This window comes from Novosphingobium oxfordense (assembly GCF_044029435.1).
Taxonomy (GTDB): domain Bacteria; phylum Pseudomonadota; class Alphaproteobacteria; order Sphingomonadales; family Sphingomonadaceae; genus Novosphingobium.
The window spans coordinates 1,934,783-1,947,605 of sequence record NZ_CP147005.1 but is presented as its reverse complement, the minus strand read 5'-3'; the positions used below and the strand labels follow the sequence as shown (position 1 = coordinate 1,947,605).

Here is a 12,823-nt window from a genome sequence, read left to right as displayed (position 1 = left end):
GCGAACCCGCTAAGCGCGCAATCCCTGCTGGGGCGTCGCCAAGTGGTAAGGCACCGGTTTTTGGTACCGGCATTCGCAGGTTCGAATCCTGCCGCCCCAGCCAGTATAGACTAAGTCGCTGTTATAGGAGTGCGGCAGACCGCGGATTTCGGCCAGTAGCCGCCGCGGGTAGCCATGAAAGGGGAAAGTCCCCGTGCACACCTGTTCCCAGCTGTTTCGCCGCGGCGCCGTCTATTACTTCCGCCAACAAGTCCGCTTTGCCGACGGCGCCCCCTTATAGCTGTGAGCTTGCTGACGAGGAGACTCGAAGTGGCAAAATCGCGCGCGATCCACTTGTCCAGTGCCGCCGACTTCGTGCTGCGCAGTCTCGATCGGGCCGACCCGCCGCTTCCTCTCGCGCAGCGCCAGGCGCTGTTTCGCCGTCGGCTGCTGGCCGAACGTGATTCGCTCGAAGCCCTGCATCTCGACGTCCTGGCCGCGACCCCCGCCGATATCGACCCCGAAATCCACGTCGGCAGCGTGTTCGATGGCATCGAGCGCTTCTCGCGGTCCTTGGTGAGCGGCCGCATGCCGAATGCCGTATCGTCCGCCCGCCTCGCTGCCGAAGGCCTTGCCGTCACCGATCAGACATTGGCGCTGTGGGATGCGGAAGTGTCCCAGGTTATTGCCCATTTCGAGCTCGCCGACGGCGAGGCCATGCGCCGCGCCGTACTCAAGCTGATCCACGAAGCCCGCGTAGCAGGCATCGCCGAGTTTCGCGCTCGGCTGTCGTCACCTGCGGCCGCCTATCAGGACGATACCGCGATGCCGGAGGTGGGAGGCGAGCACGCCGATACCCCGATACCGCCAGCTGTTGCGAACGGCGCGTTGCCGCCGTACCAACCTGCGCAGCCCGAGCGTGGGCTTCCAGCTCGCGGCCGCATTGCGGCTGCCAAGCGCCACGTCAGGCCGCCGCTCGACCGGCCGTCGCCCGAGTGGGCGCAGGTCAGTGTAGTGGAGGCCGGTCAGCGCTATATAGCCAGCCAACCCAAGGCGGGGGCCGGTGCCAGCCCCAAGCTCAAAAAGGCGCGCCGAACGTGGGACCCCAAAACGCTGCGCCAGTTCGAAAGCGCGGTCATGCTCCTCGGCAAAGCCTGCCCAGGGCCGATCTGGCAGCTCCAGCAAGGCGACCTCGATCGTTTTGCGACGCTGCTCGATCGCTTGCCTGCGCGCAGCCATCACAAGAGCGCGCGGCACGATACGATGAGCCTGGAAGAGATTGCCGCTGAAGCGCAGGCGCAGGTTGTTCAGGGCAGGCTGTCGGAAGACGATATCGGGCTGATGCCCCAGACCACCAACCGGCATTTCCGTTTCCTGCGATCGCTGTGCGCGTGGGTGCAGAAGCGGGTTCCACAGATGGCCGAGCTCGATTGGACGGATTTCCTCATCGAAGAGGACGATGACGCCCGCGAGCAGCGCGATGCTTTCACCATTGAGCAGGCGCGCATGCTGTTTTCGTTGCCCACGTGGATGGGCTTCGACACGTTGTTTCACCGGGATCGTCCTGGCAGTCGCATCGTGCACGACGCCGGTTACTGGGTGCCGCTGCTAGCCCTGTACACCGGCGCCCGCCGCGATGAGGTCGCCAAGCTGATGGTATCCGATATTGGCGAGGAAGCCGGCATCGCCTACCTGCGTGTCGAGGAGACGGAGAGCGGCGGGATCAAGACGGCGCGCTCGAGGCGCATCATCCCCGTCGCCGACGAGCTCATCCGCCTGGGTTTCCTCAATTATGCCGATGCGATCCGGCGCGACGGGCAGGCGGTGTTGTTTCCTGATCTCGTGCCGGGGACGGCGAGCCAGAAGATGGGCGATGTCTACTACAAGCGGTATTGGTCGAAGATCGCCCGCCGGTTGCCTTTCCTCAAGCGCGGCCAAGCCATGCACGCTTTTCAGCACATGGTCTCAACCGAACTCAAGGCAGCCGAAGTCTTCGAGGAAAAACGCAGCGACCTGCTGGGGCATGCCTGCGACAACCCGATGGCTGACCGTTACTCGAAGGCCACCCGATTGGCCAAACTCCGGACTGTGGTGAACAAGATTCCCGTAGTGACTGACCACTTGCAGCCGGTTGGCGTTAAGCTCTGCAAGGCACGGTGGTCGCCAAGGACCGCGAACGGGCTGCCCTGTCAGTGCGAGACATCCAGATCGGATTCGCGATCAGGTAAATTCGACCGCAGAAGTACCAGGGCCGGTGGCGCCGCAGCTGCAACGCAGAGCCGAAACCGGAGATCATCGCGTGCACAGCTGCCCATGGGCAGGGTAGGCGCACAATGATGCCCCTCGCACGTCGCTCTCCTCGACTTGCTGCGCGGGCGAACGCTCCCGCAACGTCTAGCCTTCCTTCCTTTCGCATCACGGACTGGAACGCAGATTATCCTCGCCGAGGCTGACGGGAGATGCGGGATCACAAGCGTCGCTCCGAGGCAACTCCCGTGCTTCAGACTTCCAGGCGAGAGGCGAAGCGCACTAGGCGCGCAATGGTTTCCGGATCACCGTTGACCATTTTCATGGGTTGCTCCTCATCGAGCCCCTCGTCACCATAGACAAAGAACTGCAAGAGTGCCCAGGGACTGGTGGTCGGTGTTGCTGCAAGCACGGCCGAGATTCCAGGAGCCACGCTTGCTCCGTCGAACTGGAAAGCTGGGAAGAGCTTTCGGCCATTATCGTCAACGGCGAACAGTCGCCGGCTCGCCGTAGCCTTGTGGACTGCTTGCAGGGATTTGTAGCCGAACAATTTCTGCACCCCTGCAGCTGTCAGCGCGCCTCCTGCTCGCTCTACCATACGAGCCTTGAACGTAATGGTATGCGCCAGTTGCTCGATGATTTGGGCATCGACCGGGTCGACGCCAGGTAGGGTGCGCAAGATGGTGATCAACATCGCTGGGAAACTTGCTGTACCAGCCACCTCCTTCAAGGCTTCCGCAGAAAGCGAGCGTGCGATCAGGTCGCGGCCGTTCATCATGAGCCGGCCGATGATATCCACCACCTCCGAGTTTGTGGCTGTTGCCATTTGGCTTCCACCTTTCTGGTTTACAGCGGATATGATAGGCGAATTTCAATCCCACAGCAACTAACGGGCGCCATGTTATCCGGGCGCAGCGTTAATCGGTGGGCGCTGCAAAGGTATGCCGTTCATCGTACGGTCGATGCCTCGGAATGGCTTGTCTTGGGACTTTTTGGTCAGTCTGCTTCGGAGCGTTGCCTCCAAGTAAGCTGCCCTCCGAGGCCGATCGAACGACCGCTATTGGGAAGCCATGGCTGGGTTCAGTCCTGAGCGACCTTCCAGGACAAGCGGACGTTACCGCGCTGCCTGAGTCTGGTTTAGAGGCATTCGCTAGAACCTCCCGGGCGGTCCACTCAGATCTTCTCAATCGCTTTGGCGATCACGGCCATCATAACCCGCATGGGTTCGGGGCGGCCATCTACATCATAATGAGCAAAAGGGTTGAGCGCGAAGGAAAGGGCGGACCGCAAAGTGAACGACCTGATGCTGGCCATAATTCCAAGGAAATGATCGAAGGCGCCTATCGGGCGGCGTATAAGGCGCGGCGTCAGGAACTGCGGATCCGGGCGAATATGCTGAGTGAAGGGCTGTCCGGCCCCCGCTGTCTGTTCGCACTGCCGCATTAGGCGATCGGCAGTTTCTCGCGCCGCAAGATCGGGCCGTCGGGGGAACCGGAATTCCGGTTCCTGGTCCGGCGAGGCTCCGCGGACTGATCTATCGGCGCGGTCCTTGGCCGCAATTCACATAGGCCCCGATTGCGCCGAGAATATGCTTGACCTCCAGATGGACATCACGCGGCATCTCGTCATGGGTCTTGAGGCCGTCGAAGAAGGTCGACACGGCGGCTGTCTTAAGATCCATGATGTGATTGACTAGTCGCTCTTCCTTGATGGTTTTCGATTCGCCCTGTCGAATCCACCGCGTGAGAAAGATGACGACGCACAGCGCGTAGCGAAAGACGAACGTGTCTACCGCTCTGCGCAAGCCCTTTGGATGGTAGCGGGGATCGATGTTGAGGGAACGGAGCAGCAGTTTGTGAATGTCCATAGTCAGGTGGATCAGCTTCCGCTGAAGGTCCACACTGTAGGGGACGCGCTTGCGCAGGCGGTCCAGTTCGCCCCGCTCGAAAATCGCAACGATCCGATCGAACAAGGTAAGGATGTTTCCGACATTGGCGCGCAACTCTGCGATCTGGTCGCGGGACTGTCCCTCCATCTGAGTGAAATGCATGTCCGTCACATCGTCATCCGACACATTGATGATTGTGCGGCAATAGGCGCCAAAGTTTCCTGTCTGGACCGGCTCGATTAGACGGTTCGCGAGACCCTTGCTTGCACCGCTGTCTCGATACAGGTCAAAGGTTCCACGCAGGACGATGACCTGCTTGGGATATGCGCATAGCGTTCGCAAGAGTTGCCTGCCGTTGTAGGCTGCGGCTTCCTTGTGGACCTCCACAAGCGTCATTTCGGTGATGACCGCGAAGTTTGCGGGTCGGGCTAGAAAGTCGGCAAGGGCGGCATCGCCTAGCCAGTTTGTATCGATTACGTAACGTCCACCCATGTCCAGCCCTTAGTCCTTTTCCGCCTTTCGATAAACTGACGCTCGATTGGCTCTCATTTTTGCAGGCGAGTTCGATCATAGTCTTGGTCATGAAACAGCCCGCTTCCCCTGAGACATTCACGCTCGATCCCGCATCGATCGCGAACTTCGTAAAGCTCCAGCGCCAGATATGGGGCTGGAAGCAGCAGGCGCTGGCGAGCGAGGCCGGCGTCTCACTCGCCACCATCCAGCGGATCGAGCGTGGCGAACGGGTCCGTCCGGCGCAGCTTCGCAAGCTCGCGATCGCGTTCCGGCGGCCTGAAGACGAATTTTTGCGGGAGCGTGTTCGCCCGATGGCCGAGGAATTCGAGGAGAATCTCCGCAATATGTTCTCCTGGACGGAGGGGCGTGTTCCGGTTGATGTGGCACCGTTCCGGACAGAAATTCAGCTTCGCGCGATGCTGGAAAGCTTCAGCCTGCTTGTTGACGCCGATCTTGAAGCTGCAGCGGACGACGATATTTCAGAACTGCGCGAATGGCTGGATCTGGCCAGCTTCGTTCAGGCGGAGCGCAAGGGGCTAATTGGGCCGAAGCCAGGACGTGATTTTAAAGTTCGTGAACTCTGGCGCGATCTGCTCGCCTGTGTGGAGCGGATCGAACGAACGCATGGTGCGATCTGCCTGACTGGCACCTATACGGCGATGTCCACTCCTAACAACGAGCCGGTTGAAATCGCACTGCTGGCCATCGGTCGCGTAACTGCGATCCGTCCGTGGCCAAGTTGACCCAGCTCTGGGCGGACGAGAAAGTGGTTTTCGTAGTGAAGGCGCGCCGTCAGGATTTGTGACATTTTGCGTTCCCTTACAAACGGTTGGTCGTGATCGTCCGGCGTACTTTAAGTGAACGGTCAATCGAGCGGGCGCAGAGCGATAAAGGTTTCGCTCCTCATTCGGTTGTCCGCGAAAAGCGGACAACCGAATGAGGAGCTTCGCTGACACGTGCTCGCGATTTGAGAACATGGCCGCGGGCAAGCGTTTATTCTGTCTGACTTAATGGACTCCATTTTGAAGTTCCGATCATACTGCTTGCGTGCATATCGAGTCATTTCTGATTCAAATTATTGTTAAGATTCAATAAAATATAGTTTTCTAAACAACGTCTGCGGGGCATAACAAAATATCAATCATGAGATGTTAATGTTCAAGAAAGTACATCGCAATTGGGCGTGATAATATTTATTGGAGTTGAGTTTTAGGGCGTGTCCTGGTAATGTTGATGATTTAAGTTGACGAATGTTTTTTTGTAATTTCGATGAACCTTTCTCGGAATGCGACCAAATGAATGGGCGAGTCGGAGGCGGGAGGGGACTTGCATTCACGTTGCTCGCCCATCCGAGTGTGGTTGCCGTGTCGTTGGGTCGGTTGCAGTTGCGATCAACTCGGGGGCGTCGTTCACTCAGATTGTTGATATGGGATCTCCCACGCCTTTCTCCTGACATAGGATGAGATCGGGCGAGCGCTGCTCTCCGCTGGGCCACTGAGGACGATGTAGAGCGCACGCTCGATGGCGCTATGCCACTGTTCTCACCGCTGCCGTCGCCGTCTGCATTGGCTCACTTCGCGATGGAGATGCTGCTCGTTTGTGCTCAGGTCAGTGCATGCGATTTCAACATCAATGCCCTTGAGGCGGTGGATTCGGCGCGATGACCCTACTCTTGAGCACCGGATGCGCTAACAGCGACGTTGTTCGACTCGACCGTTCGATCATGTACGAGATTCGAGTTCAACGGGAGCTTGCGGCGCAATGGAAAGGGCAAGTTCCAGGCTCGCTGATGGCCGAACGTCTCTCCCCCGCGTCGGAACGCCCGAGACGGGCGCATTACGCCAAAGCCTCATTTCAGAGCCAACCGTTTCGCCATCACCGCTCTCAGCAGACGATGATCTCCTCGTCCGTGTACGGCTCGTATCCGATCTCATCGGAAGTTGGCGGCATATGGAGACCTGTCCCGGCAACCTCAAGGTAGCGGCGAACCGCAAGAATGCCGCTTTCACCAGAAGTCAGCATCAACGCGAGTGGCGAAACGCCACCGAATACGGGAGTCTGGTGAGGATCACGCAACCAGACCGCCTCAGCCTTCTCATCTGCGAAGAGAACTCCAAGACCTTGGTGCACTCCAAGAATCGCCGAAATTCTCAAAAGGGTGCGGACGCTGAGTGCAAAATCCTCGTAGTAACGAGCCCGTTTGCACCAGCTTCGGTATGCTGCCCTCGCTGGATTGCCGAGCAGTACCCGCCGTTGCTCGTCGGGTAGACCCCATCGATCAGCGATCGCCCCGAAAGTGCGAATGCCAGGCGCGCTCAGCCGGCGCCGGTTCGTCCGACTGTAGCGATCACGGTTGCGCTCCTTAGGAGAGGGATCTGGCAACGAGTTCAACAAGACCTCTGTCATCCTCCATTTCCCGTCAGGCTGACCTTCGATACCCTATATCAAGCACGCCCGGCCGCCAACGTAGAAGGTTGGATAGCGACGGGTTGGGCCTGTTCCGAATCATACTCCGCAACTCCAGAGCGAGCTAAGGCCCGCCGCGGGGAGGGAGGCTTGGGCTTCGGACGTCAATGGGCGCGCGCGGTGTGCAGAACTGATCGCCAGTGCGTTGCAGTTCGATTGGTGCGAGGAAATGATGCGCCGGGTGCGGATGTCGGCGCGGCTGGCGATTTCCCTTCGGACTGAGATACCCGGTGATCAGCGCAACAACGCGCAAACGCACGCGCGGGAGCCTGTTCTATGGACGCGTGGCCTTGCGGAAGTCGAAGAATGACGTCCACCCATTACCGCGCCAGAATATCGTGAAATGGCCGCAGTCGAGTTCTCCCTCACAGATTGCAAGCTGGTGGGTGAAAATGCCGGGGAGGGCGGTTGTCGCACCGAGACGTGCGAGAGGGTTCAGGCGGCCGACTGCCTCGATTGCGCCACGGAGGCTATCGGTGATCCAGGCCATGAGAGGAGGGTATGCGGCGAGTGATTTGAACGTTACCGTTGCTGGCACCACTTAACTTTTTAATATAATGGGGAAATTCCGTGCCACAGACAATCGTGGTGAAGCTTGAGCCTTTAGTGGCTCCAGCGCCCGAACTTACAACCAACCCGATATTATTAGCAGCGATAGTCACCTTCGCCGGCGTGTTGTTAACCGTCGTCGTCGGTACCATCGCCAATTTCATTCTGGCAAGGCAGCGCAATGCACTTGAGAAGAGTGTGGCTGAAAAGAAAATGGAGATCGACCTTCGTATTGCGAGAGATAAGCTGGCGCAGGAGCTCGACGCAAAGAACGAGGCGAGAGCTAGTAGTATGCGATTGCGCAGAATTGATTCCCAGAGATCAATTCTATTGGAGTTGCAAGATTCAGTCGCCTCTATGGTGAGGGCGATGAAAGACGAAGAGAATGGCCATGGCGATCCTCGCGATTACTGGGAGCAAAATGCCCGATTTACGATTATCATAACTCGGGTGCATGACAACGAGATCCGCAAGGCGGCGCTTTATGTTCGGCGTGAATTCGAAGAGGTATCGAAGGCAAGCGGCGATGAGGCGAAGCGTCTGAACGATATAGCGTCTCAATCCCTAGGTCGCTTTCTCGCCGACGTCGGCGATGAACTAAGGAAGTTGGAAGCCGCTGAGGACAAAGAGGTTGAGGCCTAAAGCAGCGCACCCATGTCATAGCGCTTCGCCTCCACTGGCGCGAACGCCATGATGAAGGCATCCGCGAGGTTCGGCGACAGCTGTGCGCCGCCCTCGCGGTTCGCCTTGGCGAGATCCTTCTTGCTCTCGACCTTCACCAGGCCCGCGTTTTCGAAGTCGCGCTTGGGCGTGCATAGCTCGTCGATGAGCTGGGACAGGTTTAGCATGTCGCTGTCGATGAACAGCAGGTCGGCCTGGTCGACGCTCATTCCCTTCTTCACCGCGTTGAACGTGTTCCGTGCCCGGTCGGCCACGTGCCATCATGGCTGCGCCTTGGCATTGGCGAACATGCCCCGGCGTCCCAGGTGGGTGCGAGCGGGAGTAGACCTCCTTCGGCCGGATCACGCCGTCGCCGGCATTGAAGCCGGTGTGCTTCACCGTCTCGCCGGGCTTGTTCAGCTCGTTGAGCTTGGCGCCGACGCCGGCACCCACACCGATCCTATCATAGACCAGATCGGCATTGTTCTCGACACAGGTGGCCCGGGTGCGGGTGGCCGACTTCAGAAGCTCGTCCTCGCCTGCCTTCCACTGATCCGAGGAGGCAGTCAGAGGGCCGCGCGCCGTGATGGTAGCGTTCTTGTCCTTGCCGCTGTCGGCCACGTCGAGGCCGAAGCGGTTACGGCCGGTGGGCGTGATGCCCAGTTCCTTGTGCGCGTCGACGCAGGCCATGCTCCAGGAGCGCTTTATGGCCGCGTTGTTGTCGTCGTCCTTCGGCACGGCGAGGGTAGATGTGGTTGAACTCTTCCTCGTCGCAAAGCCGGCAGCGTCCCGAGACTTCGACGAGGCGCGGCCGCCGTAAAGCACGCGGTTGCGGATCGGTTCGCCGTTGTCATTGTAGGGGCGGGGCCAGAAGTCGCGCAGGCAGTCGTTGAGCGTGGGGCTGTCGTTATGAAAAATGGCGGTTGCGATCTGGCTTGGCGCGCTCATTCCAAAGAACTCCCTTCTATAATTCGAAGAGATCAATACTAGGAGGCATTGTGTCCGTTCCAATCAGCAGCGAAGTGCAGGCTCTTACGAAAACCAAGGGTGGATATGATGTCACATTTGAGGTGAGGTCAGGCCACTTTTCTTTCACTACAATCTACAAGACGCGCAGTTCTGACCCCAATGAAGCTATTGAGGATGCTCGAGTGGGGCTTTACAACCTCGGGGTTGGGCTTGCTAATGCATTCCAGAGTTCAGGTAGTCTTTCGTAGATGAAGCACAAAAGCTCACTCGTAATTATTAACCAGATTTATTCAGGCTGCGTTGCAACGCCTTAGGTCAACGATAATTCATTGTTGTAGTGAGGGAATATCCTTGTTTGTCCTAAAAATCTTAGCTGGCATTGCAGCTATCGTTGCCCTGTACTGGCTGATTAAATTCATCCAGCGGACTGTAGCCGCTCGGTATGATGGGTACCTACCGTTCACGAAATCGACATTCGCTGCATTCTGTGCGGGCGCTTTGATGATTGCGTTCGGCTACCGTTGGTATGTTGAGGCAGCGCACAAGCACGGAGACATTTTAAATGGGATCATACTTGCTGCTCTAGGTGTTGCGTTGATGGGTTGGATTATATTGCGCAACATCCGTAACACTAGCTTTCCTGCAGGAATTGGGATCACCGTTGCTCAAATTCCGATATTCGTGATATTTGCTTATTTTGGGATATTTATTGTCGTTATTGTATTTGCGCTTTTAGTGGTTTTTCCCGCGATCCTGCGCTCAGCAAATCCAATGACGGTAAGGATCGTGGACTAGTGAATTAATATTTGAGGGGCGGCTTGAACTGCTCAGTTCGGTGCACCTGATGCTGAGGCGCTTCATCTCCACTAAGGCAGACGCCGGTGTGCCGCCCCTACGTTTCTCCCTTGGTGCGGGAGAGCGCGACTGCAACTCACGCCCGTGGCGAAAGTTGGCAGCTGATCCAAAGCGCTCCGAACGAACGGCGATCACAGCCGACTACGTGCTGCAGGGCATCCGGGAAGTGGCCGAGCGATGCATGCAGCGCGCCGCCGTGATGGTCGGGCGCGGCGGGCATGTCAAACAAGGCGGCGACCTTGCCTCGAAGTCCTCCACCAGTGCACCGGTGCCATAGATGTCGGGTTGCACTCCCGCCACGAAACCTTCGTCGGAATCCTTGGATTGCCATTCTGGCGCAACCAAACCGCAATCGCCTCGAACTGCTCGGCTGGATGGAGCGGGCCATGACCAGCGAGATGGCGGCAAGTGAGTTGCAGGCGCGTGCGTTCGGCGGCCAGAGCGTCGGCTTCATTCATAGTTGGCCCATTGCCTCCCACGAAGGCCCGCCGCAGGCTATCGCTGACGTCGGCCAAGTCGGGGTGTCCGGATTGGCTCGTCTCGCGATGCCTGGACGGCTGCCACTTGAGGCTGTCCGTGTGATCGTCCGGTTCTGTTGGCGAAGCTGCCGTTGACAGCCCTGCGGCTAAACGGCCGTAAAGTCCCACAACGCGGCGTTTGGCGCCCAGCAAAACCAACACATCTCAGACGTTCAGCCGGCGATTTCCATTCCCAGGAGCAGATCGTCAACTTCTCCATTTGGGATGCTTAGGATCCGGACCCAAGGGGCGAACCGCTGGCTCTACACCTGTGCTGGTCGGCCGCCAGCGCTAGCCGTTAACGGACAACACCGCCTGACTCAGCACAGCACCAATTTGTTTCCAGTTCTCTCTAGAATGAGGGCCGTTTCGGGCTTGCATACCGGGGTGGGCAGTCTTGAAAATTGATATCCCATGATCGGCCCATTTTTGCCCTGCCCTTTGAGCTTTAGCCCCGCACAGCACCGCCGCCCGTACATTTGGCAATAATTTAAGCAATTCATTCAAATGAGCGGCACCTCGCCGCTCTTCGGCGGCCGTTATTTTCATGGTTCCGTTCCAAGTTGGTACTATATTCCAGTGAACAAATAAATTACGCGCCAACCCATTATTATTCATGTGTTCCCATAAGTGCTTCGCAGTTGGGTCTCGATTATGCGGGGAAATTAACCTGCTGCCCGCCCCCGCCACGAAACTCGGCTTTTCGAGAAGTACCAACACTCTGGCGTCAGTTCCGCCACCGGCTGGATCGAAGTCAGGGACGTCATCCTCCGGATAGATATGACGTAAATGCTCGACGTACTCAGTGAGCTGCAACATATGAGGCTCACGTAAAAGAGACCGTCGAAATGCACTCTGTACGCTGTCGTTGGCATAGGGTTCGTCGACAATCATTTTGTTCTCCTTTGCGGAGTTCGCTCTCGGGGCCGCCCACGCACCCCAAATGACTCTGGCCTGACGGCATTCTAGATCATACCGATTGTATGGAGCCATTTCTCGGCCAAGTCGGTCCAATGCGTGATCGGTTCGGCGCTTTGGCGAAGGCCGAACGCGTGGCCGCCCGTCGCATAGATGTGCATGTCCGCCGGCACGTTTGCCGCTTTCAGCGCCAGGAAATAGGATATCGAATTTCGAACATCGTCCACAGGGTCGTTTTCCGCTTGGACGATGAAAGTCGGCGGTGCGTCGGCTCGGACGGGATCGAAGTCGAACAGCTTCACGGCGTCTTGGCCCGTTCCTCCCTGGCCGGACCAGAGATGGCCAGGATAGATCGGCATCGCGAAATCGGGGCGTACGCTCAAATCATCGGCAGCATCGACGCGAGGATAACTGCGCCCTGTCGTGTTACTAATGGCGGTGACCAGATGCCCACCGGCCGAAAATCCGACGACGCCGATCTTGTGCGGGTCGATTCCAAGGCTGGACGCCCGCTGACGGAGTACACCCATGGCACGCTCTGCATCCTGTAACGGAAGGAACGGTGTGGGCATTTTGTGGGAATACTGACCTTCGCGATCAACGGGATGCCAGTTCTGTGGCACGCGATATTTCAGCAAGACGCAGGTCATGCCGATGCGCGTTGCCCAGTCGCAAACCTCGCTACCCTCCAGGTCGATGGCCAGCGCCTCGTAACCTCCGCCAGGGAACACCATCAACGCTGCGCCCGAATTGTGTCCTTTCGGTCGGTAGATCGTCATGGTTGGCTGGGTGACGTCGATTACCGCTTGATAGGGCCTCCCGCCCACCAGCTTGTGCCCATACCATACGCTTTCCGGCTCTTTGGCATCGGGTTGCGTGAGGGGTGTACCTGCAGGCCATAGAGGTATCTGCTCTCCGTCAGCGCCAGGTTTCCAGGGCCCGGAATATACCCGGCTGCCCGGTTCCTGTCCGTTGGCGCTACCCGAAACGGCGACAGAGGCTGCGAATGCCAGCGCGGTGAGCGATAAGGTAATTCCTTTCATGGTAGCACTTCTCCAGTGGGCCGGTTTCAGCCAGCCATCCTTTGTTGCAACGTTCAGGCGGCGGCCGGGAGAGGCACAGTATCGTGTTGACGTAGGCCGGAAAATTCATTGCGAGAGAACCTGAACTCCCTCCATTTCCTGCCGCCCGCATCCATCTTGGGCTACGGCTATAGCAATCGCCAAAGCATCGTTTCTCGACAGAACCATGAATTTAATTA

12 protein-coding genes and 1 tRNA gene are annotated in these 12,823 nt (G+C 58.1%); 6 read left to right on the top strand and 7 right to left on the bottom strand.

From position 1 onward, the window contains the following. Positions 1–28: 28 nt before the first annotated feature. Both WBP07_RS09040 and WBP07_RS09035 read left to right on the top strand, forming a co-directional pair. Positions 29–103 (top strand) — tRNA-Gln (locus tag WBP07_RS09040). A gap of 206 nt (positions 104–309) precedes the next feature. Beyond that, positions 310–2,316 (top strand): site-specific integrase, encoded by a 2,007-nt coding sequence (locus WBP07_RS09035; protein ID WP_395395642.1) that lies wholly within the window; start codon positions 310–312, stop codon positions 2,314–2,316. A gap of 163 nt (positions 2,317–2,479) precedes the next feature. Here WBP07_RS09035 and WBP07_RS09030 read toward each other — a convergent pair whose 3' ends face one another. The 3 genes from WBP07_RS09030 to WBP07_RS09020 form a co-directional block, all read right to left on the bottom strand. Next, on the bottom strand, positions 2,480–3,052 hold the full coding sequence (locus WBP07_RS09030; RefSeq protein WP_395395640.1) for a hypothetical protein: 573 nt from the start codon (positions 3,050–3,052) through the stop codon (positions 2,480–2,482). A 347-nt stretch (positions 3,053–3,399) separates the two neighbouring features. Beyond that, positions 3,400–3,540, bottom strand: a complete 141-nt coding sequence (locus WBP07_RS09025) for a hypothetical protein (protein ID WP_395395638.1) — start codon at positions 3,538–3,540, stop codon at positions 3,400–3,402. A gap of 220 nt (positions 3,541–3,760) precedes the next feature. Further along, positions 3,761–4,606: a hypothetical protein gene (locus WBP07_RS09020; protein WP_395395636.1), complete on the bottom strand. Its 846-nt coding sequence runs from the start codon at positions 4,604–4,606 to the stop codon at positions 3,761–3,763. 89 nt (positions 4,607–4,695) lie between these two features. Between WBP07_RS09020 and WBP07_RS09015 the strand changes: the two genes are divergently transcribed. After that, on the top strand, positions 4,696–5,370 hold the full coding sequence (locus tag WBP07_RS09015; protein ID WP_395395634.1) for a helix-turn-helix domain-containing protein: 675 nt from the start codon (positions 4,696–4,698) through the stop codon (positions 5,368–5,370). 1,141 nt (positions 5,371–6,511) lie between these two features. Here the strand turns inward: WBP07_RS09015 and WBP07_RS09010 are convergent. After that, positions 6,512–7,033 carry an antitoxin Xre/MbcA/ParS toxin-binding domain-containing protein gene (locus WBP07_RS09010; RefSeq protein ID WP_395395632.1) on the bottom strand — a complete coding sequence of 174 codons (522 nt, stop codon included), beginning with the start codon at positions 7,031–7,033 and terminating at the stop codon, positions 6,512–6,514. Between the two features lie 645 nt (positions 7,034–7,678). On the opposite strand from WBP07_RS09010, the gene WBP07_RS09005 reads away from it, so the two are divergent. Continuing rightward, entirely contained in the window at positions 7,679–8,284 is a 606-nt protein-coding gene (locus tag WBP07_RS09005; RefSeq protein WP_395395630.1) for a hypothetical protein, read from the top strand. Here WBP07_RS09005 and WBP07_RS09000 read toward each other — a convergent pair. Next, complete coding sequence (locus WBP07_RS09000; protein ID WP_395395628.1) at positions 8,281–8,577, bottom strand: hypothetical protein; 297 nt, start codon at positions 8,575–8,577, stop codon at positions 8,281–8,283. The genes WBP07_RS09005 and WBP07_RS09000 overlap by 4 nt on opposite strands. Positions 8,578–9,622: 1,045 nt before the next feature. Between WBP07_RS09000 and WBP07_RS08995 the strand changes: the two genes are divergently transcribed. Continuing rightward, entirely contained in the window at positions 9,623–10,066 is a 444-nt protein-coding gene (locus WBP07_RS08995; protein WP_395395626.1) for a hypothetical protein, read from the top strand. A gap of 154 nt (positions 10,067–10,220) precedes the next feature. Then, entirely contained in the window at positions 10,221–10,403 is a 183-nt protein-coding gene (locus WBP07_RS08990) for a hypothetical protein (RefSeq protein ID WP_395395624.1), read from the top strand. 532 nt (positions 10,404–10,935) lie between these two features. Here WBP07_RS08990 and WBP07_RS08985 read toward each other — a convergent pair. After that, positions 10,936–11,538, bottom strand: a complete 603-nt coding sequence (locus WBP07_RS08985; RefSeq protein WP_395395622.1) for a uracil-DNA glycosylase — start codon at positions 11,536–11,538, stop codon at positions 10,936–10,938. Between the two features lie 71 nt (positions 11,539–11,609). Further along, positions 11,610–12,605, bottom strand: a complete 996-nt coding sequence (locus WBP07_RS08980) for an alpha/beta hydrolase (protein ID WP_395395620.1) — start codon at positions 12,603–12,605, stop codon at positions 11,610–11,612. Positions 12,606–12,823: the final 218 nt, after the last annotated feature.

Bases quoted from the DNA above. Each gene is read 5' to 3' on its own strand.
- WBP07_RS08980 (WP_395395620.1), bottom strand. From the start codon at position 12,605: ATGAAAGGAATTACCTTATCGCTCACCGCGCTGGCATTCGCAGCCTCT.
- WBP07_RS09020 (WP_395395636.1), bottom strand. From the start codon at position 4,606: ATGGGTGGACGTTACGTAATCGATACAAACTGGCTAGGCGATGCCGCC.
- WBP07_RS09010 (WP_395395632.1), bottom strand. From the start codon at position 7,033: ATGACAGAGGTCTTGTTGAACTCGTTGCCAGATCCCTCTCCTAAGGAG.
- WBP07_RS09015 (WP_395395634.1), top strand. From the start codon at position 4,696: ATGAAACAGCCCGCTTCCCCTGAGACATTCACGCTCGATCCCGCATCG.
- WBP07_RS09030 (WP_395395640.1), bottom strand. From the start codon at position 3,052: ATGGCAACAGCCACAAACTCGGAGGTGGTGGATATCATCGGCCGGCTC.
- WBP07_RS08985 (WP_395395622.1), bottom strand. From the start codon at position 11,538: ATGATTGTCGACGAACCCTATGCCAACGACAGCGTACAGAGTGCATTT.
- WBP07_RS09025 (WP_395395638.1), bottom strand. From the start codon at position 3,540: ATGGCCAGCATCAGGTCGTTCACTTTGCGGTCCGCCCTTTCCTTCGCG.